Origin of the sequence: Amycolatopsis sp. NBC_01480 (genome assembly GCF_036227205.1) — a bacterium.
GTDB lineage: Bacteria > Actinomycetota > Actinomycetes > Mycobacteriales > Pseudonocardiaceae > Amycolatopsis.
This window is the reverse complement of record NZ_CP109442.1, coordinates 2,601,024-2,625,052: the sequence shown is the minus strand read 5'-3', so window position 1 is coordinate 2,625,052 and position 24,029 is coordinate 2,601,024. Positions and strand designations below refer to the sequence as shown.

The window sequence follows — 24,029 nt, the reverse complement described above, 5'->3', positions numbered from 1 at the left end:
CACGAGCGGGCTAGGCCGGAGGCAGTAGTGACTTCGCAGGTGTCTCCGGCGGCTCGCCCCCAAGAAACCGACCGGTTCGGCCCGCAGAACACCGGCAGTTCGGCCGGAAGCATTTCAACCTCACCGGAGCCGCGCCGGTTTTACCCCCCCCAACACTGGCGGCGCCCGTCGGCCGATGGCCAACGGGCGCCGCCTGCAAGCGCGAAACATCTCGGGCGACCAAGCGTGCAACTCTGGTCGTACCTTCATGGACTCGGCGTCCGGCGTCCCGGTACGCAGTCCCTAGACGACGAGCCTCCCGCGGCGTGCTGCGCGTGGGTACCCGGAGTCCGCGCACGGAGGTTTCCCGGGGTGACAGAGGCTTCTCTTCTACCTCTGTCCTGGCCGGCTCAACGTCCGCACCTTCTTTCTACGCCGTGAGCCCGGTCACTTCAAGTGCGCGTACGGGTGCACCGGTACAGAGGCTCGATCTAGTGACACGGCCACCCTGCGCGACGGATAATCGTTGGCTGGACAAGGAAAACTACCGTCCGGTACCGCCGGGCGGGTGCTCATGGCCGAGGGCCGCGGGACCGACGGCGACGGCTCAGGCTGTACCAGGTCGCGCCGGCCGCGACGGCGCCCACACCGAGCGCCACCATCCCCGCCGAGCGCGCCGGGATCCGGCTGCGCAGCGACATCGGGCGCTCGAACGTGAGGATCGGCCAGCCGCGCTCGCCCGCCTCCCGGCGCAGCAGCTTGTCCGGGTTCACCGCGTGCGGGTGCCCGACGACTTCCAGCAGCGGGACGTCGGTGCTCGAGTCGGTGTAGGCGTAACAGTCGGCGAGGTTGTACCCGTACGTCGCGGCTTGCTGCTTCGCGGCGACAGCTTTGTTGTCGCCGTAACAGTAGAAGTCGACCTCGCCGGTGTAGCGGCCTTCGGCGATCTGCATGCGCGTGGCGACGCAGCGGGTGGCGCCGAGCATCGCCGCGACGGGTGCCGCCACCTCCTCGCCGGTGGCCGACAGGACCACCACGTCGTAACAGTCGGCGAGGTGCTGCCCGATGAGCTCGGCGGCCTCGACGTAAACAAGTGGGTCGACGACGTCGTGCAACGTCTCCCGCACGATCGCGGAAACCTGCGCGACGTCCCAGCCCGCGCAGAGCGCCGAGACCTCGGCGCGCATCCGCTCGGTCTTGTCCGCGTCGGCCCCGGCGAGCGAGAAGACGAGTTGCGCGTACGCGCTCCGCAATGCCGCGCGACGGTTGATGAGACCTTCTCTGAGTAATGGTTTGCTGAACGCCAGTGCGCTGGAAGAAGCGATGATCGTCTTGTCGAGATCGAAGAACGCCGCGACGGCGCGCGGGGGAGCGTCGGGGCGGGTTTCGCGCGGCGGTGCGCTGCTGGGTTCGGCCACGTGATCAGGATAGGAGAAGGGACCGACAGGATCTCGCGTTGATCGAACACCGGCGCGCCTGCCCGGTGCGAAAATCCATGACAGGACAGAACTTCCGGCTTCGGATGCCGTTACCGAATCGTAGGTGTCGACTGGCAGGCCAACCGGTGCCCGGCGGAGCTACAGTGGAGGAGCCCGGTGTCCAACCGGGCCCGGTTCAGTCCGACCCCCCGGGGCTGAACCCCTGGCGGCCCTCGTCCCTCCCCCCTGGCGAGGGCCGCCCTCTATTCTGCTCAGGTTTCCGTTTCTGCGGTTCCGCTCACCCAACGTTTCCTTGTTTTCTGCCTTTTCCCCGGCTTCAACCCCGCCCAGTTTCCGCCTGGCTGAGCACGCCCTCTTGGCTCAACACACCCAGTTTGCTGCCCTGCCCGTGCCAACGCCCGGGCGCCCTGTCACGGTTGCTACGACTGGGTTGCCGTGCCGCTCGCGCCAACGTTCCCTGAGCCCGGGCTGCCTAATCCCCGCCTCCCGGGAATTCTCGCCAGAATCACCGCCCTATCCAAACTTTCACGTCTGTCTCGATCCAGCCCGGATATCCGCCCTCCCCAGGTTGCTGCCTCCGATTTCCGCTCCCGCGAGCCTCCCAGCCTCTCATGACGCCATTTCCGGGACGTTCGTGTGGTTTTTCCGCCGTATCGGCAGAAGTCCGGGACGTCTTCCGCCACCACCATGGCCGCGCCGGAATTCCCGCGCCCCCCTGGGGCGAATTCTGCCGCATTCCTCCGACAGTTCGGCGGGCTGAATCGATTTCGTCGGCCGGGTTGTCCACAGGACCCCGGTTATCCACAGGCCGGGACGGCGGCCGTTGCGGCGGGCCCGCCGGTCCGGCGACGGTGGTGGTCCGGCCCACTACTCCCGGGGAGGGACCATGGCCACGGAACGTCCGCTTGTCGTCGCCACCGACGAGACGGTGCTCGACGAGATCCTGCGCGTGGCCGCCGCCGCGGGCTGCGAACTCGACCGCGAGCCCGATCTGCTGGCCGCCCGCGGCCGCTGGACCCGCGCGCCACTCGTGGTGCTGGACGAGGAAGCCGCGGCCGTCCGCGTCGGCCTGGCCCGCCGGGCCGGCGTGGTGCTGGTGTGCAAGGGCACGCCAGGCGAGGAGACGTGGCGCCGCGCGTTCGCCGTCGGCGCCGACCAGGTCCTCTGCCTGCCCGACGACGAGGAGGGCTTGACAGTCGCGTTCGCCGACGTGGTCGACGGCCCACCCGGCTCGCCCGGCCCGGTGATCGCCGTGGTCGGCGGCCGTGGCGGTGCGGGTGCCTCGGTGTTGGCCGCCGCCGTCGCGCTCGAAGCCAGCCGCTTGTCACCTGCGCTCCTAGTTGACTGTGACCCCCTCGGCGGTGGCGTGGACCTGCTGCTGGGCCTGGAGAAAGAGGAAGGTCTTCGCTGGCCGGAGGTGCGCCTGTCAGGCCGCGTCTCGATCCCGAGCCTCGTCGAGGCCTTGCCGTCCCGCGGTGCGCTCCCGGTGCTGTCCTGCGGCCGCGAAGGCCCGGGCCCGACTCCGGACGCCTTGTCCGCAGTCGTGACCGCCGGCCGTCGCGCGGGCCGGACCGTCGTCTGCGACCTGTCCCGCTCCCTGGACGACGGCGCACTGGCCGTAAGCGCCATCGCCGACCTGGTCGTGCTGCTCGTCCCGCAGGAGTTCCGCGCGTGCATGGCGGCGAAACAGGTTCTCCGCATCCTGTCCGCCCACACCGACCGACTGTCGGTAGTCGCAAGTGGACGCTCGATCACCGGCGCATCCCCGTCGAGCACTACCGCGCTCCTCGGCCCGCCCCTGCTGGCCACCCTGCCGCCCGAACGCCGCCTGGCCGAGTCCCTGGAGACCGGCGAGTTCACCCTCCACTCCCGAGGCCCTCTGACCACCACGGCCCGCGCGATCCTCGCCGCCGCACAGGACCACGCGACTCCAGCCCCACCCGGTTACGCCGCCGCGTGACTGCCGGACGCGGATCGGCCACCGAACCCCCTCCGGCCTCGCACGCCCACACATCCCGCTGCGCCGCCCTGTCACTGACCCTGCCCGCATCCTCGCCGCTCCGCCCATGCCGCTCACCTCATCCACGCACTCCTCATCTCGCCTGAGCCCAGCCCAGCCCCGCCCCATCACTCACGTCCGAGCGCCCGTCACCCAGCGCCCCGTGTCAGCCCCACCACTCATGCCCGAGCGCCCGCCACCCCGCCTGCCGTCAGCTCCACCCCGCAGCCGCCAACCCCGACCTCCGGAGCCCGCCATGCCCGCCCCCACACCCCTTCTCCAGAACGCACCGGAGCGCCGCCACCCGTCGTCCACTTGCGACAGTCTCGCGAAATCGGTCGGCGCCGCCCACAACCGATTCGCGGTCGCGGCATGACCACCGACTTCGTCGAGCGGGTCCGTCATCGACTGGCGGGCGACAGCCGTCCGGCCGATCCCGTGGCCGTCGCCGAAGCGGTGCGTGCGGAAGCTGGCGGTGCGCTCAGTCACGACGCCGTCCTGGACGCCGTCCGCCAGGCCCGAGACGAGTTCGTCGGCGCCGGCCCCCTCGCGACGCTGCTCGATGACCCGGCTGTCACGGATGTCCTCGTCACCGCACCCGACCAGGTCTGGTCCGACGGCCCCGCGGGGCTCACTCGCACGGCGGTCCGTTTCGCCGACGAGGAGGCCGTCCGCCGTCTCGCGCAACGACTCGCGCTCGCGGCGGGCCGCAGGCTCGACGACGCCCAGCCGTACGTCGACGGCTGGCTCCCCGGCTCCGGCGTGGGCGGCCGCATCCGCCTCCACGCGGTTCTGCCCCCGATCGCCGCCAACGGCACCTGCCTCTCCTTGCGCGTTCTCCGCCCCGCGACGCACGACCTCGACGCCCTCCGCGCACTCGGCGTTTTCGACGCGTCCGGAGCCCGCATCCTGCGCTCCGTTCTTTCGCGACGGCTGGCCTTCCTCGTCACGGGCGGCACCGGCGCCGGCAAGACGACCCTGCTCGGCGCGCTCCTGGGCGCGGTGTCCCCGTCGGAGCGCATCGTCTGTGTCGAGGACGCGGGTGAGCTGCGTCCGGGGCACCCGCAGTTCGTCAGCCTGGTCGCTCGACCGGCCAATGTGGAGGGTGCCGGTGCCGTCGAGCTGCCCGAGCTGGTCCGTCAGGCGCTGCGCATGCGCCCGGACCGCCTGGTCGTCGGCGAGGTTCGCGGCGCGGAGGTCTGCTCACTCCTGAACGCGCTCAACACCGGCCACGAAGGCGGTGCCTGCACGCTCCACGCCAATTCACCGGCCGAAGTCCCCGCCCGTCTCGAAGCGCTGGCAGCTCTCGGTGGGCTGGGCCGCGAGGCGCTGCACAGCCAACTGGCCGCGGCCGTCCGCGTCGTTCTGCATATGCGTCGCGCTCCCGGTGGACGCCGCAAGCTCACCGAAGTGGCTGTCCTTCGCTCGGTCGACGGCGAGGTCCAGGTCGTCCCGGTCTGGCGCGCCGGCCGCTGGACGCTCGACCGCGCCCTCTTCCAAGAGGAGACGCCATGATCACCGCGTGGCCCCTGCTCTGTTTCGGCGTCGGGCTGCTCTGCTGGCCCGAGATCCCGAGCCGGCTGCAACCACCGTCCCGGTTCCGCATCAACGCGCGTGCGCTCCCGGAGTTGGCCCGTCGCTGGCGCTGGCTGCTGCCGACGTTCGTCGCCCTGCCTCTCATCGGCATGGGAGGTGCCGTCGCTACGGTGCTGGTCACCATCGCGTTCCGCCAGGAATGTTGCAGCAGAAGGGAAACGGCGCACGCGTTGGCCCGCGCGGAGCGAACGTCGACCGTCCTCCGCACGATGGTCGCGGAGCTTCGCGCCGGCGCCCACCCCATCCACGCGGCCGAGGCGGCGGCCGACGCTGTCCCCGAGCTGGCCGGTGAACTGCGCAACCTCACAACCGCCGCCCGTCTCGACGGCGCCCTCGAATCGACGGCGCTCCCAGAACTGGCCACGGCTTGGACCCTCGCCCGCCGCCACGGCCTCCCGATGGCCGACGTCCTGGACGCCGCCCGCCGAGACGTAGACGCGACAACGACTTTCGCCCGCCGCCTGCACGCGAAAATGGCCGGCCCGCGCATGAGCGCCACGGTGCTAACCGGGCTACCGCCGCTCTGCCTACTCCTGGGCCAGGCCATCGGCGCCGATCCGCTGCGGGTCCTGACGCGCACGCTCCTGGGCCAGGCCTTCCTGATCGCCGGCGCCGCCCTCCTCTGGGCCGGCACGGCCTGGTCCCGCACCCTCACCACCCGGACGGCCCCGCGATGACCGCCCAATCCACCTCACTGCACTCCGCCTTCCTCCCAGCCGACGGAGACACCAGCCCACACCTCCACAAAGTCGCCGTCGTGACGGACCGCGTCCAGCGCCCCCGCCACGCCGCCGTGACAACGTGCCCATCCCACGACGAGGCCACCGCCGTGATGAAGCGCTCCCACCGCGCAGCCGTGACGAAGCACCCATCCCGCCACGAGGTCACCGTCGTGATGGATCGCGTCCAGCGTTCCCACCGCGCTGCCGTGACGATCTGCGTACCTCGCCGCGCGGTCGCCGTCGTGATGGATCGCGTCCAGCGCGACCACAGCACTGCCGTGACGAGGTACCGACCGCATCGTCGAGTCACCCCGATGCCGCCCAGCCAGGTCCACCGGCGACTCGCGCCGCACTCCATGCAACAGCCAGGAGCCGCCCAGCCAAACATCTCTGCCACCAGCCCAGAGGCGGTGCCGGAATGACCTGGACCACCGGAGCGGCAATGATGCTCGCCGCCGTCGCGCTCGTGATCTGGCCGAGCGCGGTCCGCCCGCGTCACCTGGCCCCGACGCCCGCGGTCAGACTGCGCCTGCCCAGCCCGGCCGTCATGCACGTCGCGACCGCTGTGGTCGCGGGCGCCTCCGCGATGTTCGTCGCGGGTGTGCCGGCCGGTGTGATCGTCGGCTTCGGTGGCTGGTGGGCGTTGCGTCGTTCCCGCCGTCGCAAGGATCCTGACGCCGACATCAGCGAACGGCTCCGATCCGCGGCGACCCTCGACCTTCTCGCCGCTTGCCTGCGCACCGGCTTGCCCGTGCCGACCGCACTCGATGCCGTCGGCCGGGGTGCTCCGCCGGAGACAGCGAAGGCGCTCCACTCCACGGCGAGCCTCCTCGCGCTCGGCGCCGACCCAGCGCAGGCCTGGGCGCCGACGCGCGCGCGGCCCGGCCTGGACGAACTGGCCATCGCCGCAACCCGCACCGCTCGGGCGGGCACCACCCTCGCCACGACTGCGGACGAACTTGCCCGTCGCCTGCGCGATGGCCTCGGTGTCGAGGCAGAGGAGCGTGCGGAACGGGCGGGGGTCGCGCTGGCGCTGCCCGTCGGCCTCTGTTTCCTGCCCGCGTTCTTCTGCCTCGGCGTGCTGCCCGTGGTGCTCGGCCTGGCCGAGCGGATCGGCAGCCAGTTATGAGAAATCCACAATGGACAGAAAGGACCCACGACGATGCACCTCCTCCGCGGAGACGAGGGAACGACCACGGCCGAGTACGCCATCGGCACGGTGGCGGCCGCGGCGTTCGCCCTCGCCCTCTACGCACTGCTGACCGGGGACTCGATCTCGACCGCGTTGTCGGGCTTGATCCAGCGGGCCCTGACGGTGGCCACCTGATGCCCGGCCGTCGCCGGGACGGTGGTTTCGTCACGGTCGAAGCCGCCATCTCGTTGGGCGCGCTGACGGCTGTGCTGGCGATGCTGATGGCGGGCATCGGCGCGCTGAGCGGGCACATCCGCTGTCTCGACGCTGCCCGCGAGGCAGCCCGGCTGACTGCCGCCGGCCAACCGGGCGCCGCCGACGCCGTAGTGCAGACGATCGCCCCGCACGGCGCAAAGCTGTCACTCCGCCGCTCCAGCGACGGCATAACCGCCGAAGTAACCACCGACGCCCTCGCCGGTTTCCTTCCGGGCATTCACCTAGGCGGCACGGCCTTCGCCATCGCAGAGCCGGGAACCGACCCTGCTGATCAACCGGTGTCGGTGCCCCCGCCTTCCCCACTCACGCCGCCGACCGATCCGCCCGCCACGCCGCCAAGCAACTCGCGCGCGACACCGCCGAGCGACGGATCCACTGGACAAGGTGGGCCAACCTGATGTCCCGACCCATCGAAACGACCTTGCGCCCAGCCCGGGCAACTCCAGCGATGCCCGTCGCTGTGCCGGTTGGCGAGGCGATTTTGCTTGCAGCGCTTGAGAAATCACGCCGATCACACGAACCACAGAGCCTTGGGTCGACGCCGGCTTCCGTCCGGCAGTGCTACCCACTGCGCCAAACGAACGAGCCAGACCGGCCGCTACGCCGAAGTCACGAGGCGAGCCAGCCGCTGCACCGGAGCGAGGAGGCGGGCCAGCCCGCGCAGCGGCGAAGTGAAGAGGTGAGCCGGCTGGAGCTGCGGCGAGGTCAAGGGGCGGGACCGACGGTGTCCCGCGGACGTGACGAGGTGAGGCGGTCGATGTTCCGGGGCGATGGAGGGGTGGCGACCGTCTGGACTGCCCTCGCGGTTGCCGCGGTCGTTTGGTTGGGGGCTGCCGCTTGTTGGCTCGGTGCGGCGGTTGCCGCGAGGCATCGGGTCGAGGCGGCGGCCGACCTCGGCGCGCTCGCAGCCGCGGCCCACTCTGCCGACGGGCCCGCGAAGGCTTGCGAACGTGCTCGGGAGGTAGCTGATCACCAAGGTGCCGAAGTGACCAACTGCCATTGGGACCAGCGCGACGCCTTGGTCGAGGTCCGCGCTGCCCGCACTCCCGTCCCCGGACTGCCACCACCCACGGCGCGGGCCCGCGCCGGTCCTGTCGGTCTGCCCAATTGAGCGGTCCGGATCTTGCTCAGACCCGGAAGGCCGGGTGATCTCGGACCGGCTCGGCAGGGGCGGACGGGCCCAAAGTCGTTCTCGCCAGGGCGATTCGGACCAGGAGAGGCCAACCAAGCCGACTGGGCTCCCGACTGGTGGGGCCTGTCGACCGACCAAGCCGACCGACCGGTTGGCCTTTCGACCGGCTGGCCTCTCGACCGGCTGGGCCGATCAGGCCGACCGGGCTCCGAACCGACCAAGCCTCACCGCCGACCGGGCCGCCGAACCGACCAGGCTGGCCGGGCCACCCGACCGGCCGGGCCGCCACCGGCAGGACCGCCCGACTGGGTCACCCGGCCGGGCCGACCGACCTGGCCGACCGACCGACTGGCTGGGCCGACCGACCTGGCCGACCGACCGACCGGCTGGGCCGACCGACCTGGCCGACCGACCGGCTGGGCCGACCGACCTGGCCGACCGACCGGCTGGGCCGACCGACCTGGCCGACCGATCGGCTGGGCCGACCGACGGGCTGGGCCGCCGAAGCCGACCGTCTCCGAACCGGCCAGACCGTGCCGCCGACCGGGTCTCCCCGTCAGGCGGGCCTCCCCATCCGGTCAGGTCCGGACCGCCCTCCAGTCGTCCGGTCTCAACCCGGGACCGTGCGGCCCGCGGCGGGTTTGGCCCGCAGAGCTGGGTTGACCAGGTCGGATCGGGCGGGGATGTCCAGGCGTGAGCGCGTCGTCGGCCGTTCGTCGTCGTGGGGATGGGAGTGGTTGCGCCGGTGAGTGGAACGTCGAGTTGATCATCGCCGGGCTGATGAGAAGGGAGGCCGGCGACGAGCGGCGGACGGTCGCGAGCAGCGGTCGGTGGTGTACGGCGAGCGGTCGAAAGACCAGGTCACGGCCAGGAACGGCGCGTGTGCCCCAACCCGCGAGCGGTGGGGGCCGAAAGTGTCGAACCCGGTGGTGAGGACGGTGAGCGGTGGCCGAACCGGTCATCGGCGGACGGTGATCGGCTGGTCGGTATCGGCCGGGCGGTGGACTACCGGGCGTTCATCGCCCAGTAACCACCGGTTGTCGCGTGGGCCTTCCGCGCAATGTGCAAGTTGCCGTTTAGTGAGACATGCGCCACCACGGCCCCGACCCGGACGGCGCGAGATACCGAACTTGAAGGCAGGAAAGCAATGTTGGACGCGAATTGGCCGGACAGCTGGCGGAGCGCCTTCCGCATCGAACTGCGGGCGGAGGCGATCGGCCTCGCTTGGCGTGGCTGGCCGGTGCTCCCGGGGGCGACCCCGGCGCCGATCACCGGTGAGGGGGACGACCTGACCTGGCAGCGCCCGGCGCCCGTGCGCGAAAACTGGCGCGAGCTGATCGGCACGCACGCCCACGAGGTCGCCACCTGGTTCTCCGACCGTACCCACAGCCTCCTTGTGGCCACCGGCACCGTGCTGGACGCCATCGAGGTGGACGACGAGCTGGGCAAGCGCGCCGCTCGCCTCCTCCGCACGCTCGGGCACCCCGCCCCGATCGTCGCGATGCCGAACGGCCGCTGGCTGTTCCTCACCACCGCGGCCGACCGCATTCCGGCCGAGCTCGCCGAGCACGCAACCGTGCAGTGGCACAGCGCCGGCAGCTACATCCCGCTGCCGCCTTCGCCGTTCCAGCACGGGGTTGTGCACTGGCGGGTCAAGCCCGAGGTCTGCGGCTGGCAGCTGCCGGACGCGGACGAGGTTCACGACGTCCTCGTGCGCGCACTGGCCGACGAGCAGGCTCTGCTGCTCGTGGAGCCCTCGGCCGCCTGACCGGTCCCAACCCGGCAGACAGCCCGCACCACCCGAAGTTTCACGCACCACCGTGGCCACACTGGTCCCCGTGCTGACGCAACGCCCCGAGCACGGTATCCAGTACGGCCACTGCCCCTGCCTTGTCCAGCGGATCGTTGCCGTTCCCGCACTTCGGCGACTGAACGCAGGACGGGCAGCCCGTCGGGCACTCGCAGGAGACGATCGCCTCCCGCGTAGCGGCCAGCCACGGGACAATCGCGGCATAACCGCGGTCGGCAAATCCCGCACCCCCGGGATGCCCATCGTGCACGAACACCGTTGCCTCCCCGGTGTCTTCGTGCCACGCGGTAGACACCCCGCCGATGTCCCAGCGGTCGCACGTAGCGAACAGCGGTAGCAGGCCGATCGCCGCGTGCTCGGCGGCATGCAGGGCACCGGGGACGCGTGCCGGGATCAACCCGGCACCCCCCGGTGCCTTGCCGGCGCCCCCGGTCCCCACCGGCGCCACAACTTCGGTCTCCACCGACGGCTCGGCCCCGGCCACAACGGGTGCCACGGTCTCCTCGGTCCCCACCAATGGCTCGGCCCCGGCTGCACTGGTCTCCTCGGTCCCCACCGGAGGTTCGCTCCCGGTCGCAATGGGCGCCGTAGCCTCCGTGGTCCCCACCGACGGCTCAGCCCCAGCGGCAACGGGCGCCACGGTCTCCACCAAAGGCTCGGCCCTGACTCCAACGGCTTCTTCGGTCCCCACCGACGGCTCGGGCCCGGCTGCAACGGGCGTCGCTGTCTCTTCGGTCCCCACCGACGGCTCGGGCCTGGCCACAACGGGTGCCACGGTCTCCTCGGTCCCCACCGATAGTTCGGCCCCCGCCGTAGTCGGCGGCACGGGTTTCCCGGTTCCCGCTGACACCTCGGTTCTGACCGTGGCCGGAGCCGCGGTCTTGCCGGTCCGCCCCGGCAGCTTGGCTCCGGTCGCAGCTGGCGTTGCAGCCTCGCCGGTCCCCGCCACCGGCTCGGGTCCGGTCTCAGCGAGGGGCATGGTCTCCATCGGTGGCGCGGTCACGGATTCTCCGGTCCCTGCCGGAGGTGCGGCAGCGGGCGAGTCCGGCGTCGCCGCGCTGGTTTCCGTCGGCGGACCGGCGTCGGTTGTGAGCGGCGACGAGGTCTCCACCCAAGACTTGGCCTCGGTCGCGGTGGGCGCTGCAACTCCAGTCCCCGCCGAAGGTCTGGCCTCGGCAGCCAAGGGCGCAGCAACGGCCCCCGCCGGAAGCAGCGGGTCAGACGGCCCAGCACCGGCAACAGCCCCAGCCGCAGAGCGGGATCCCCAACCAGCTCTTCCGCCCGTCACCTCCGCCGGGCCCAGCAGGTCACTCGACACCGTGTACCAGACTGCCCTCGTGTGGAGGCTTTGCTCAGGCAGGTCCAGGGGCGTGTGGTCCAGCACCTCGCCGGACGGGCGGCGGCGGAGGTAGCCCACGACCTGGGACGTCACTGCGACCTCGCCGAGCGCGACCGTGACGCCGGCGTGCGTGCACTGCGATTGGGTGTTCAGCACGGAGATGTCCACGATCTCGCGCGGCGAGGTGTTCCAGTCCGGGTCCTCGGCGTGCACCAGCGCCAGCCCGGTTTCCAGGTCCAGCTCGTCGACGACGTACGACGAGCCCTGGTGGAGGTAGACGGCGCCCGGGTGGACGGCGAAGCACGCCGAGCCCGGGTCGACGGTGCCGAGCATGCGGCCGGAGTCCGCTTCCACCACCGCGATCTCGTCGCCGCCGGAGCCGCGGATGCCGACTTCGGCGTGGGGGCGGTCGCGGGACGTCCAGTACCAGCCGCTCGAGCGGCGGCGCAGCAGCTTCTCCTCCGCCAGGTCCGCGAGCACCGCGCGCGCCGCGTCGCCGCCGAAGGTTGCCAGCTCCGGCTCGGTGAGCGGCAGCTCGGCGACGGCGCACGCCAGCTGCGGGCCCAGCACGTACGGGTTCGTCGGGTCCAGCACTGCCGTCTCGACCGGACGGTCCAGCAGCGCCGCCGGGTGGTGCACCAGGTACGTGTCGAGCGGATCGTCCCTGGCCACGAACAGCACCAGCGCCTCGTCGCCCGAACGGCCCGCGCGCCCCGCCTGCTGCCAGAACGACGCCAGCGTGCCCGGGTAGCCGGCGAGCACGACGGCGTCCAGGCCCGCGATGTCGACGCCCAGCTCCAGCGCGTTGGTGGTCGCCACGCCCAGCAGCCGTCCGGACAACAGCGCCGCTTCCAACGCGCGACGCTCCTCCGGCAGGAAGCCCGACCGGTACGCCGCCACGGTTTCCGCCAGCGCCGGGTCCACTTCGGACAACAGACGCCGCGCGCCCAGCGCCGTGAGCTCCGCCCCGCGCCGCGAGCGGACGAACGCCAGCGAACGAGCGCCCTCCACGACCAGCTCCGTGAGGATCCGCGACGCCTCCGAGCCGGCCGAACGCCGCACCGGCGCGCCGTTTTCGCCGGTCAGCTCATCGAGCAGCGGCGGCTCCCACAGCGCTACCGTGCGTGCACCCCGGGGTGACGCGTCGTCGGTGACCGCTTGACAGCCGACGCCGGTCAGCCGCGACGCGAACGCCGCCGGATCCGCCGTGGTCGCCGACGCCAGCACGAACACCGGATCGGCCCCGTAATGCTCCGCCACCCGCCGCAGCCGCCGGAGCAGCAGCGCGACGTGGGAGCCGAACACCCCGCGGTAGCTGTGGCATTCGTCGACCACGACGTACGACAGCCGGCGGAAGAACTGCGCCCACCGGCCGTGCGCGGAGAGGATGCCGCGGTGCAGCATGTCGGGGTTGGTGAACACCCAGTTCGCGTGCGCGCGGACCCAGTCGCGCTCGGCCATCGGGGTGTCGCCGTCGAACGACGCCGCGCGCACGCCCGGTATGTCCAAAGAGGACACCGACCGCAGCTGGTCGGCGCCGAGTGCCTTGGTGGGCGCGAGATACAGCGTGGTCGTTTCCGCGCCGGCGGCCAGCTCGGACAGGACCGGCAGCTGGTAGGCCAGCGACTTCCCGGACGCCGTGCCGGTCGACACCACCACGTGCCGGCCCGCTTTCGCCAGCTCGGCCGCCTCCGCCTGATGCGCCCACGGCGTGCTCACCCCGGCCTCCGCGAACGCGGACACCACCTCGCCCGCGGCCCACTCCGGCCACGGCGCGAAAACCGCCGCGCGCGTCGGCAGCTCGGCCACGTGCGTCACCGGGTTCTCGCTTTCCGGAATCCCGGCTGTGACCCGGCTCAGCAGCCTCCGTCCTCGCTCTCCCACCACGAGCAGAGCTTCGCACAGGGCACCGACAGAACCGGTTCGGCGGAAACGAGATCGATCCAGTGACCAATCACACAAGGTTACGGAATGTGCTGTGTCCGGGACGCCCTGCCGGGCCGCTGAGCACTACCAATACACTCCCGCAATCCACACCGTCTGTGGCGAGAGTCATGTGAGACGTGCATTGCCGCACGGATAGCGTGTCGCTCGGTACAGATCCAATGCCAGCGCAGGCACGCCGGGGACGACGAGTCCGCGCTGGCCAACGGCGTTCCCAGGAGGACGAATGTCCCGGCAGTTCCTCGCGGAGGGCGGCATCACGCTCACCGGGGGTGGCTACACCATCGTCGGTGTGGTCGCCGTGGTCGCCCTTGCCGCACTCGCCATCGGTTACGTGCTGCTCAAGGAGGTGCTGGCCGCGGGCCAGGGCACCGCCAAGATGCAGGACATCGCCAAGGCAGTGCAGGAAGGTGCGGCCGCTTACCTCAAACGGCAGCGAAACACGCTGGCCGTTTTCGGCGTGATCGTGTTCCTGCTGCTGTTCGCGCTCCCCGCTGACGACTGGAACGAGCGCATCGGGCGCTCCATCTTCTTCCTCATCGGCGCGGTGTTCTCGTTCACCATCGGCTACCTCGGCATGTGGCTGGCGACGCAGGCGAACCTGCGCGTCGCGGCCGCGTCGCGCGAGGAAGGCGGGCGCGAGATCGCGATGCGCGTGGCGTTCCGCACCGGCGGCGTGGTCGGCATGATCACCGTCGGCCTCGGCCTGTTCGGTGCCGCGGTCGTCGTGCTCGTCTACACCGGCCAGGCCCCGAAGGTGCTGGAGGGCTTCGGCTTCGGTGCCGCGCTGATCGCCATGTTCATGCGTGTCGGCGGCGGTATCTTCACCAAGGCCGCCGACGTCGGCGCGGACCTGGTCGGCAAGGTCGAGCAGGGCATCCCGGAAGACGACCCGCGCAACGCCGCGACCATCGCGGACAACGTGGGCGACAACGTCGGTGACTGCGCCGGCATGGCCGCGGACCTGTTCGAGTCCTACGCCGTGATGCTCGTCGCCGCCCTGATCCTGGGCAGCTCCGCGTTCGGGGCGCACGGCCTGATCTTCCCGCTGATCGTGCCCGCCATCGGCGTGATCACCGCGGTGATCGGCATTTACATCACGAGGGCGCGCGTCGGCGAGGGCGGCCTGGTCACGATCAACCGCTCGTTCTACATCTCCGCGGTGATCTCCGCGGTGCTGTCGGCGATCGCCGCGTTCGTGTACCTGCCGAGCAGCTTCTCCGACTTCGGCGCGGACTTCGCCGGCACGTCCGGCAACCCCGCGGTCATCGCCACCGTCGCCGTGATCATCGGCATCGTGCTCGCCGCGATCATCCTGAAGATCACCGGTTACTACACGGGCACCGAGTACAAGCCGGTCCAGGACGTCGGCAAGACGTCGGAAACCGGTGCGGCCACGGTCATCCTGTCCGGCATCTCGGTCGGCTTCGAGTCCGCTGTGTACACCGCTCTGGTGATCGCCGCGGCGGTCTTCGGCGCGTACCTGCTGGGCGGTGGCATCGCGCTGTTCGCCGTCGCGCTCGCCGGCACCGGCCTGCTGACCACCGTCGGTGTCATCGTCGCGATGGACACCTTCGGCCCGGTCTCCGACAACGCGCAGGGCATCGCCGAGATGTCGGGCGACGTCGACGAGAAGGCCGCGCAGATCCTCACGGAGCTGGACGCGGTGGGCAACACCACCAAGGCCATCACCAAGGGCATCGCGATCGCCACGGCGGTCCTCGCGGCCACGGCGCTGTTCGGGTCCTATTCGGACGCGATCACGAAGGCGGTCGGCGGCACCGGCGAGTTCATCGCGAACGTGGTCAACCCGTCCACGCTGGTCGGCGTCATCGTCGGCGCGGCCGTGGTGTTCCTGTTCTCGGGCCTGGCCGTCAACGCGGTTTCGCGCGCGGCCGGCGCGGTGGTGCAGGAGGTGCGCCGCCAGTTCCGCGAGATCGCGGGCATCATGGAGGGCACCACGCGGCCGGAGTACGGCAAGGTCGTGGACATCGTCACGCGCGACTCGCTGCGTGAGCTCGCCACCCCGGGCCTGCTCGCGGTGTTCGCCCCGATCGCCGTGGGCTTCGGCCTCGGCACCGGCGCGCTGGCCGGCTACCTGGCCGGCGCGATCGCGACCGGCACGCTGATGGCGATCTTCCTGGCCAACTCCGGTGGGGCCTGGGACAACGCCAAGAAGCTCGTCGAGGACGGCAACCACGGCGGCAAGGGCTCGGACGCGCACGAGGCCACCATCATCGGTGACACCGTCGGTGACCCGTTCAAGGACACCGCCGGCCCGGCGATCAACCCGCTGATCAAGGTGATGAACCTGGTCTCGGTGCTGATCGCGCCCGCGGTCGTCAGCCTGACCCTCGGCGGCGGCGCCAACACCACGTGGCGCATCGTGATCGCGCTGGTCGCGCTCGCGGTGATCGTCGCCGCGGTCGTGGTGTCCAAGCGCCGCGGCACGGTGATCGCCGACACCCCGGCAGAGGCGAAAGCCTGACCTGCCAAGGCAGAACCCGAACGGGCCCGGCACGCACAACAGCGTGCCGGGCCCGTTCGCGTCGGCGGAAACTTCTTCCCGAACTATGGTCGGAGGCTTGCGAATAATTCTCGGATCGGTACGGTCGGGGCCGAGACGTCGACGGGCAGGAGGTGTGCGGGTGCGGCCGCGGTTGAGCGTTCTTGCCGCGCTGGCAACGGGTATCGGGATCGGACTCGCCGGCTGCGGGCAGCAGCCGCCGGCGTCCCCGCAGGCTCGCCAGGGCGGGCAATCGGACACCTCGAGCCAGTCCGGCACCTCGAGCCAGGCCGATCCGGCCGCCACTTGGGCGGACGGCTACTGCGGAGCGGTGACGCACCTGGTGCGGACGCTTTCGAACCTGCCGACCGTCGACCCCACCTCCCCGCAGCAGGCGTCGCTGACGTCCAGCCGGCTGCTCGAGTCCGTGGTCGGCGGGATCGACGAGACTGTCGCCGGGCTCGACCGGCTCGGGCCGCCGCCGCTCGCCGGCGACGAGCAAGCACGCGGGGAGTTGTTGCACGACTTCAGTTCCGTGCGCCAGCGGGCCGATCGGGCGCGCCGGCAGATCGACTCGGCGCGGGACACGGACGCGACCAGGGCCGCGCTCGGCGAAGCCCGCAGCACCCTGGACGAAGTCGCGAAGCTCGACCTCCTCAAGGCCCTTGACGCGACGCCGGAGCTGAGCGCGGCGGGCAAGCGCGCGCCCGGCTGTCAGCAGCTCGTGGTGCCGCCGGCGCCCCAGTAAGTCACTCTTCCGGCGAAAAACCGGCGCGCAGCACTCGCGTCCAATCGAACTTGTGTTCTATCATGATCGGCGTGGATCGGACGATCTCGCTGTTCTCGGCCGAGGCCATCGGCCCGGGGCTCCCGGACCTGGCCGGGCTGCTGTGCGGCCAGGGGCAGATCACCGGCTTCGGGCGCACGGCGGCGCGGCTGTCCGTGGTGGTCGAGGAGCCGTGGCGCGCGCACGTGCTGGCGCGGGAGTGCCGTCGCCGGGGGGCAGACGCGCAGGTCGCCGTGGCCGAATGCGGCAGCCCGCAGGTGCGCACGTCCTTCCGCGTCGACCTCCTGCCGCTCGCGCTGCGGTGGCTGCGCGCGGGCTGCACCGGCCCGGCGGAAGACGACTCGGGCAAGGCGGTCCCGGACGGTTTCCGCCTGAGCGGCGCGATGCTGAGGATGTGGGCGCTGGCGAGCGGACGGCCGGGCCCGTCGGGCTACCTGCTGGGCGTCGACCCGCTGGCGCCGCGGATGCACGAGGGACTGCTCGCCGCGTTGGCCCCGCTGGGTGTCCATGCCCGATTGCTGGGGCCGAAGGCGGAGGCGCCCGCGGTCCGCGTGAACGGGCGGCGCCGGCTGGACAGCCTGGTCGAGCTGATCGGCGAGCCGCCCGCCGGGGCCGAGGCCGCGTGGCCCGACCTCAGCCGCGATCCGAACCCCGAGCGGGAAAGCGGCCTGAGCGGGTCCGAGGACCGCGCTGAGGAGGCCGTGCGCGAAGGAGCCCCGGACGGCGACGGGGAGAGTGGGGAGAAGGACAGCAGGGCCGGGGAGAGCCGTCGTGGTGTCGCCGCGCGCGGTCGTCGCGCGCCGGACGAGGGTGCCGATGACGGCCAGACTCGCGGCGTGCGTGGCGTCTTGTCCGAGTCCGAGGCCGAGGACGGCGTTCAGAAGACCGCCCGCAACGGCTCGCCGGCCGAAGGCGACCGTCGTCGGAACAGGCGCGGCGAGGGCTCCCGCCGGGGCCGGGCCGCCGGACGCGCCGAAGGGGACCCGCGTCGCGACCAGAGCGACGAGAGTCCCCTTCAGTACTTGCTGGGGGTGGCCGGCTAGGGCTTGGGCAGGGTGCAGCCGGCCTGGTCGAGCGCGATTTCGTTCGCCGGGCTCAGACAGGCGGGAATACCGTAGGTCTCCTCGCCGTACTTGGTGTCGGGGTGGACGGTGACGTTGCCGGACTCGTCGACCTCGCACGGGTTGTTCAGCGTGCAGCGTTCGCCGTTCTCGTTCGACGTGTTGTTGATGCCGATGACCTTGCCGGTCGCGGTCTCGACGATCGGCGAGCCCGAGGTGCCGCCGATGGTCTTGCACTCCGGCGTGTAGCGGATCGAGTCCTTCCAGACCCAGCCGTTCTCGTGCAGCTCGTGCACGAACCCGTCGATCGAGCAGGAGTAGATCTTCTTCCAGTACCCGGAGACCACGTCGATGTGCGTGCTCGCGGTCGGGTGCGTGGTGACGAGCTCGAGCGGCGAGACGCCGTACTGCTGCTTGATCTGGGCGTAGGTCGAGGTCAGCTGGTAGAGCGACACGTCGGTGTCGGTCATCGTGGCGTAGATGATCTTCTTCGCCTGGAGGGTGCCGAGTGTGCTCTGGCCGTCGGAGGACAGTAGGTCGAAGGTACGGCTGGAGTCCTGTCCGGTGATGACTTCGCCGGGACTCGGGAAGCCGGACTCGAGGCAGTGCCCGTTCGACATCACCAAAGCCGGCGCGGTGTCCGGGGTGTCGGCCGGTTTGACCACCGAGCCGGAGCAGTTGGACAGGGCCACCGTGCCGGAGAACGTGGTGGTCGCGGCACTCGCCTCAGGTGCGGTGACCAGGGCGAACGCGGCCATCGCGGCAAGCACGCCGCCGAGGAGGCGTCGGGTCATGGTGGTTCCTTTCGGCTCGAGGAGGTAGTAAGTGAAGCGTTGCCGACCTCGGGCCCACCACCGTCGAACGGAGGGTATCCAGGCGCTTACGCGATACCCTGCGCGGCACGTGTCGGACGTCACGTGCTAGGTGTGGAAAGGAAACATCACCGAGGTCAGCGGCGATCCGGTGAACAGGGATCGAACGGCGTGTCAGGCCACCTAGCCGTGGTGACGCTCTCCGGAGCGTGCACACTGACAGGTCGAGACGCGGGCGCAGCACCCCTCGTCGAGGGGTAGGGATGGTGTCGTCGCCACCGAGGCGACGGCGCGGAGATGAGCGGAGAGCAGGGCAGCGTGGCAGCAGCACGGACCAAGAAGAACGGCACCGGGTCGGACGCCGCCGGGCGTCGGCGGCTGGTGATCGTCGAGTCGCCCACGAAGGCCCGCAAGATCGCCCCATACCTGGGGCGCGACTACGTCGTCGAGTCGTCCGTCGGGCACATCCGCGACCTGCCCCGCGGTGCCGCCGACGTCCCGGCCCAGTACAAGGGCGAGTCGTGGGCGCGGCTCGGCGTCGACGTCGACAACGGCTTCAAGGCGCTGTACGTGGTCACCCCGGACAAGAAGTCCAAGGTCACCGAGCTGAAGGGGCTGCTGAAGGACGTCGACGAGCTCTACCTCGCGACGGACCCCGACCGCGAGGGCGAGGCCATCGCCTGGCACCTGCTCGAGACGCTCAAGCCCAAGGTGCCCGTCCGCCGCATGGTGTTCCACGAGGTCACCGAGCAGGCGATCCTGGCCGCCGCGAACGCCACCCGGGAGCTGGACGTCGACCTCGTCGACGCGCAGGAGACCCGCCGGATCCTCGACCGCCTCTACGGCTACGAGGTCTCGCCGGTGCTGTGGAAGAAGGTCATGCCGAAGCTCTCGGCGGGCCGCGTGCAGTCGGTGGCGACCCGGATCGTGGTGGAGCGCGAGCGCGAGCGGATGCGCTTCACTTCGGCTTCGTACTGGGACATCTCGGCGACCATGGACGCAGGCGAGGACGCGGCGCCGCGGAACTTCCCGGCCCGCCTCGTCGCCGTCGACGGCGCGCGCCTGGCGACCGGCCGCGACTTCGACTCGACCGGCCAGCTGAAGGGCTCGTCCGCCGAGATCCGCGTGCTGGCCGAGGCCGACGCGCAGGCGCTGGCCCAGGCGCTGGACAAGCGTGACTTCAAGGTCTCCAGCGTCGAGGAGAAGCCGTACACGCGAAAGCCGTACGCGCCGTTCATGACCTCGACGCTGCAGCAGGAGGCGGGCCGCAAGCTGCGGTTCACCTCCGAGCGCACGATGCGGATCGCGCAGAAGCTGTACGAGAACGGTTACATCACCTATATGCGTACCGACTCCACGACGCTTTCGGAGTCGGCGATCACGGCCGCGCGCAGCCAGGCGACGCAGCTGTACGGCAAGGAATACGTCTCGCCGTCGCCGCGCCAGTACACGCGCAAGGTCAAGAACGCGCAGGAGGCCCACGAGGCGATCCGGCCGTCGGGCGAGGTCTTCCGGACCCCCGGCCAGGTGGCGAGCGAGCTGGACTCCGACGAGTTCCGGCTGTACGAGATGATCTGGCAGCGCACGATCGCGTCGCAGATGGCGGACGCGAAGGGCACCACCATGTCGGTGCGCATCGTGGGCACCGCGACCTCCGGCGAGGAGTGCACGTTCGCCGCTTCCGGCCGCACGATCACCTTCTCCGGCTTCCTGAAGGCGTACGTCGAGGCGGTCGACACCGAGGCCGGCGGCGAGGCCGACGACAAGCAGAGCCGCCTGCCGGTGCTGGTCAAGGACCAGGGCCTGACCGCGGCCGACCTGTCGGCGGACGGGCACACCACGTCGCCGCCGGCGCGTTACTCCGAGCCCAGCCTGGTCAGCAAGCTGGAAGAGCTGGGCATCGGCCGGCCGTCCACGTACGCGTCGATCATCAAGACCATCCAGGACCGCGGCTACGTGTGGAAGAAGGGGTCTGCGCTGGTCCCCTCCTGGGTCGCGTTCGCCGTGATCGGCCTGATGGAGCGGCACTTCGAGCGGCTGGTGGACTACGACTTCACCGCCGGCATGGAGGACGAGCTCGACCGCATCGCCAACGGCGACGAGCAGCGCGCGCAGTGGCTGTCGAAGTTCTACTTCGGCGGCGACATGGGCGTCGACGGCTCGATCGGCCGGCTCGGCGGGCTGAAGAAGCTGGTCGACGGCAGCGTCGAGGACATCGACGCGCGCGAGATCAACTCGATCCCGCTGTTCAACGACGCCGACGGGCACAAGGTCGTCGTCCGGGTCGGGCGCTACGGGCCATACCTCGAGCGTGAGGTGGACGGCCAGTCACAGCGCGCGAACCTGCCCGAGGACCAGCCGCCGGACGAGCTGACGCCGGAGATCGCGGAGAAGCTGTTCGCGACGCCGCAGGAGGGCCGCGTGCTGGGCACCGACCCGGTGAGCGGGCACGAGATCGTGGCCAAGGAAGGCCGCTTCGGCCCGTACGTCACCGAGCTGCTGCCGGAAGGCGAGCCGCTGCCCGAGGACGCGACGCCCGCGCAGAAGAAGGCTGCCAAGGCGAAGCAGCCGAAGCCGCGTACGGGCTCGCTGTTCAAGTCGATGGCGATCGACTCCATGACCCTCGAAGACGCGCTGAAGCTGCTTTCGCTGCCGCGCGTGGTCGGCAAGGACCCGGAATCGGGCGACGAGATCACCGCGCAGAACGGGCGCTACGGGCCGTACCTGAAGAAGGGCACGGACTCGCGTTCACTGTCCACTGAGGACCAGCTGTTCTCGATCACGGTGGAAGAAGCGCTGAAGATCTACGCGGAGCCGAAGCAGCGTGGCCGTTCCGCGACCGCGAAGCCGCCGCTCAAGGAACTCGGCGACGACCCGGTTTCGGGCAAGCCGATGGTGGTCAAGGACGGCCGCTTCGGCCCGTACGTCACCGACGGCGAGTACAACGCGACGCTGCGGAAGACCGACAGCATCGACGAGCTGACGGCCGAACGCGGCGCCGAGCTGCTGGCGGAGAAGCGGGCGAAGGGGCCGGCGCCGAAGCGAAAGGCGCCGGCGCGCAAGCCCGCGGCCGCCAAGTCGACGGCGACGAAGTCGGCTGCCACCAAGTCGGCTGCCACCAAGTCGACTGTGGCCAAGAAGGCGCCGGCCAAGAAGGCGAGTACCGCCAAGGCCAAGTAGGACGGTTCCGTCGGGGCCACCCGGGTTCGCTCGGGTGGCCCCGTTTTTCATGTCTGGGGGCGGGATTTTGGCTGGGGAACAGGCTTCCGCACGGCGGGCGCGTGCCGGGGTGTCGGTGGTTTTCGCGGTGTGCGGCGCGGGATTCGCGACGTGGGCCGCGCGGGTTCCGGCGGTGCAGGCGAAGCTGGGGCTGAGCGCTGGTGAGCTGGCTGTCGGGCTGTTCGGCCTCGCGGCGGGCTCCGTGGTCGCGCTGGTCGCGGCCGGACCGCTGCTGACGAAGATCGGCAGCCGGCGCGGCGTGGTGTTCGGCGGGGCGGTGCTGTGTGCGGGGCTGCCGCTGGCCGCGTTCGCGCCGGGTTTCCCGTTGTTCGTGGCGGCGCTGGCGGTGCTGGGTGTCGGGAACAGCTTGCTCGACGTGTCGATGAACGCCCACGCCGCGCGCGTCGAAGAGGCATACGGGCGGCCGATTTTTGCGGGTTTTCACGCGTTCTGGAACGTCGGCGGGCTGGCGGGCTCCGGCGTCGGGGCGCTGATGGAGACGTGGCACGTGCCGGTCCAGGCGCACTTCACGGCGGCCGGTGCGGCGCTGTTGTTGACCTTGCTGTGGGCGTCGACGAGGTTCCTGCCCGGCGCGGACCGCGGGCAGGGAGAGGCGGCGTTCGCGTTGCCGGGCAAGGCGTTGATCCCGCTGGGGGTGATCGCTTTTTGCGGCTTCCTCGCCGAGGGCACGGTGAACGACTGGAGTGCCGTGTACCTGCGCGACGTCACCCTCGCTTCGGCCGCCTTCGCGTCGCTGGGGTACTTCGCGTTCTCGATCACGATGATCGGCGTGCGGACGGTGGCGGACCGGCTGGTGGAACGGTTCGGGGTCGTGCCGTTCATGCGCTGCGCGGCGGCGGTGTCGGTGCTGGGCTTCCTGCTGGTGGTGGCCGTTCCGGTGCCGGGGGCGGGCATCGTGGGGTTCGCCGTCGTCGGGCTGGGCGTGTCCGGGATCGTGCCGCTGGCGTGGAGCGCGGCGGGGCGCAAGCAGCCGGACGCGCCGGGGCGGGCGATCGCCGCCGTCGCCGCGTGCGGGTACCTCGGGTTCCTGGCCGGGCCGGTGCTGATGGGCGGGCTGATCGGCGGGATCGGGCTGCACTGGACGTTCGCCGTGGTCGGGTTGCTGCTGGTGAGCGTCTACTTCCTCGCGCCGACGATGCGGATTGTTCAACGATCCGACCGGGTCGGGCGCTGAGTCGACCGTTCGGCGCACGAGAGGCGACACTCGAACACAAGTTCGAGAAATTGTCGGTGCCTGGGTGTTCAATGCAGGGGTGAGTAGCTCAGCGCCAGTCGTCTTCGACGTCATCGACGAGGTCATCGCGCCGCTCCGGGCCGAAGTGCCGGAGCGGCCTTCGGTGATGGAGTTCTACGACCCGCACTTCAAGGTCCCGCCGGTGCTGGTGCCGGACGCGGGGCCTGACTCGCCGGAGGGGGCCGGGCCGGCCGAGCTGACCCTGGCCGACGAGGTGCGGCAGTCCTTCGGGCCCGCGATCGGCGCCGGGCTGGCCGAGGAGGTCGAGCAGTACACGCGGTTCGTGGCCGGCATGGCCGCGCTCGGGCTGGTGCCGGAGGGCCAGGTGACGCCCGAGGCGGTCGGGCTCTACCGCGTGCTGCGCGGCGGTTTCATCCGCGGCGTCGTGACCGGCGTGTTCCCGGCGCGCCCGGAGCCGTGGGAGGTCCGCTTCTTCGGCGACGCCGACTACACCACGGTGATGAGCAAGCTGGGCCGTCGCGCGCGGCTGCGGTCCGGCTTGCTGAGCGCGCTGCCGGGCTGGGTCTTCGACGGCCTGCCGGACCGCCCGCCCGGCCCGGGCCCCGCCGTCCGCATCGAGACCGACGACAGCGGCCTGATCCCGAGCCAGGCCTGGGGCAACCTGGACGTGATCCGCACCGCCGTCGCCCGCCCCCGCCTCGGCACCGTCCTGGTCGACCTCGCCGTCCGCGACGCCGTACTGGCGGAATACCCGCACGGCGCCTTCGGCCTGGTGGACAACGACCTGGGCCGCTACCAGTTCAGCGCCGCCCCCCGGCCTGAGGGCGGCTGGGCGATCACGTGGGCTCCGGCTACGCGCGGCACTGCTGAGGCTTGGATCGTGAAGGCGGTGCGCAGTCATGCTTGAGGGGTGGCTGGTGGGCTCGGCCAGGTGTCGGGGGTTGTGGAGATGAGGGCCGGCTGAGCGCGGTGGGCGATCCGGCCGCCGGATCCGCGGAGGGAGACCGCGAGCGACTGGGGCAAGCCGGAACCAGGGCGTGCCCAGCAAAGGTTGTGGGTT

Annotated in this window: 17 protein-coding genes and 1 pseudogene; 14 read left to right on the top strand and 4 right to left on the bottom strand. The window is 71.0% G+C overall.

The features are described from left to right. Positions 1-551: 551 nt before the first annotated feature. On the bottom strand, positions 552-1,397 hold the full coding sequence (locus OG371_RS12430) for an HAD family hydrolase (RefSeq protein WP_329068692.1): 846 nt from the start codon (positions 1,395-1,397) through the stop codon (positions 552-554). Between the two features lie 907 nt (positions 1,398-2,304). On the opposite strand from OG371_RS12430, the gene ssd reads away from it, so the two are divergent. From ssd to OG371_RS12415, 3 genes are all read left to right on the top strand, one after another. Next, positions 2,305-3,378 (top strand): septum site-determining protein Ssd, encoded by a 1,074-nt coding sequence (ssd, locus tag OG371_RS12425; RefSeq protein WP_329068690.1) that lies wholly within the window; start codon positions 2,305-2,307, stop codon positions 3,376-3,378. A gap of 411 nt (positions 3,379-3,789) precedes the next feature. Beyond that, the gene (locus tag OG371_RS12420) at positions 3,790-4,932 is read left to right on the top strand and encodes a TadA family conjugal transfer-associated ATPase (RefSeq protein WP_329068688.1); all 1,143 of its coding nucleotides are present in this window, start codon (positions 3,790-3,792) and stop codon (positions 4,930-4,932) included. Continuing rightward, positions 4,929-5,690 (top strand): type II secretion system F family protein, encoded by a 762-nt coding sequence (locus tag OG371_RS12415; RefSeq protein WP_329068686.1) that lies wholly within the window; start codon positions 4,929-4,931, stop codon positions 5,688-5,690. Before OG371_RS12420 ends, OG371_RS12415 begins: the two co-directional genes overlap by 4 nt. Positions 5,691-5,704: 14 nt before the next feature. On the opposite strand, the gene OG371_RS12410 is transcribed toward OG371_RS12415, so the two are convergent. Continuing rightward, positions 5,705-6,004 carry a hypothetical protein gene (locus tag OG371_RS12410; protein ID WP_329068684.1) on the bottom strand — a complete coding sequence of 100 codons (300 nt, stop codon included), beginning with the start codon at positions 6,002-6,004 and terminating at the stop codon, positions 5,705-5,707. Positions 6,005-6,153: 149 nt separating this feature from the next. Here OG371_RS12410 and OG371_RS12405 point away from each other — a divergent pair, with 149 nt between their 5' ends. The 5 genes from OG371_RS12405 (at position 6,154) to OG371_RS12385 (ending at position 10,043) form a co-directional block, all read left to right on the top strand. Next, positions 6,154-6,864, top strand: coding sequence for a type II secretion system F family protein (locus OG371_RS12405; protein ID WP_329068682.1), 711 nt, complete (start codon positions 6,154-6,156; stop codon positions 6,862-6,864). A 33-nt stretch (positions 6,865-6,897) separates the two neighbouring features. After that, positions 6,898-7,062, top strand: a complete 165-nt coding sequence (locus OG371_RS12400) for a DUF4244 domain-containing protein (protein ID WP_091626899.1) — start codon at positions 6,898-6,900, stop codon at positions 7,060-7,062. Continuing rightward, positions 7,062-7,541, top strand: a complete 480-nt coding sequence (locus OG371_RS12395) for a TadE family type IV pilus minor pilin (RefSeq protein ID WP_329068679.1) — start codon at positions 7,062-7,064, stop codon at positions 7,539-7,541. Before OG371_RS12400 ends, OG371_RS12395 begins: the two co-directional genes overlap by 1 nt. Then, positions 7,541-8,254, top strand: a complete 714-nt coding sequence (locus OG371_RS12390; protein WP_329068677.1) for an Rv3654c family TadE-like protein — start codon at positions 7,541-7,543, stop codon at positions 8,252-8,254. The genes OG371_RS12395 and OG371_RS12390 overlap by 1 nt, the downstream gene beginning before the upstream one ends. A 1,168-nt stretch (positions 8,255-9,422) precedes the next feature. Then, positions 9,423-10,043 carry a bifunctional DNA primase/polymerase gene (locus OG371_RS12385; protein ID WP_329068675.1) on the top strand — a complete coding sequence of 207 codons (621 nt, stop codon included), beginning with the start codon at positions 9,423-9,425 and terminating at the stop codon, positions 10,041-10,043. A gap of 40 nt (positions 10,044-10,083) precedes the next feature. Here the strand turns inward: OG371_RS12385 and OG371_RS12380 are convergent, their stop codons facing one another. Continuing rightward, complete coding sequence (locus tag OG371_RS12380) at positions 10,084-13,311, bottom strand: DEAD/DEAH box helicase (RefSeq protein WP_329068673.1); 3,228 nt, start codon at positions 13,309-13,311, stop codon at positions 10,084-10,086. Positions 13,312-13,594: 283 nt separating this feature from the next. Between OG371_RS12380 and OG371_RS12375 the strand changes: the two genes are divergently transcribed. From OG371_RS12375 to OG371_RS12365, 3 genes and pseudogenes are all read left to right on the top strand, one after another. Beyond that, positions 13,595-15,856: a sodium-translocating pyrophosphatase gene (locus OG371_RS12375; RefSeq protein WP_329068671.1), complete on the top strand. Its 2,262-nt coding sequence runs from the start codon at positions 13,595-13,597 to the stop codon at positions 15,854-15,856. 160 nt (positions 15,857-16,016) lie between these two features. Further along, complete coding sequence (locus OG371_RS12370; RefSeq protein ID WP_329068669.1) at positions 16,017-16,622, top strand: hypothetical protein; 606 nt, start codon at positions 16,017-16,019, stop codon at positions 16,620-16,622. Between the two features lie 71 nt (positions 16,623-16,693). Next, positions 16,694-17,317 (top strand): annotated as a pseudogene (locus OG371_RS12365) (hypothetical protein); the annotation flags it as partial. Positions 17,318-17,700: 383 nt separating this feature from the next. On the opposite strand, the gene OG371_RS12360 reads toward OG371_RS12365, so the two are convergent. Beyond that, positions 17,701-18,516, bottom strand: coding sequence for a S1 family peptidase (locus tag OG371_RS12360; protein WP_329068667.1), 816 nt, complete (start codon positions 18,514-18,516; stop codon positions 17,701-17,703). Positions 18,517-18,831: 315 nt separating this feature from the next. On the opposite strand from OG371_RS12360, the gene topA reads away from it, so the two are divergent. The 3 genes from topA (at position 18,832) to OG371_RS12345 (ending at position 23,876) form a co-directional block, all read left to right on the top strand. Next, the gene (gene topA / locus OG371_RS12355; RefSeq protein WP_329068665.1) at positions 18,832-21,714 is read left to right on the top strand and encodes a type I DNA topoisomerase; all 2,883 of its coding nucleotides are present in this window, start codon (positions 18,832-18,834) and stop codon (positions 21,712-21,714) included. A 115-nt stretch (positions 21,715-21,829) separates the two neighbouring features. Beyond that, positions 21,830-22,948, top strand: a complete 1,119-nt coding sequence (locus OG371_RS12350; protein WP_329068663.1) for an MFS transporter — start codon at positions 21,830-21,832, stop codon at positions 22,946-22,948. Positions 22,949-23,012: 64 nt separating this feature from the next. Next, a complete protein-coding gene (locus OG371_RS12345) occupies positions 23,013-23,876 on the top strand; it encodes an ESX secretion-associated protein EspG (RefSeq protein WP_329068661.1) in 864 nt (287 codons plus the stop codon). The last annotated feature ends 153 nt before the right edge of the window (positions 23,877-24,029 follow it).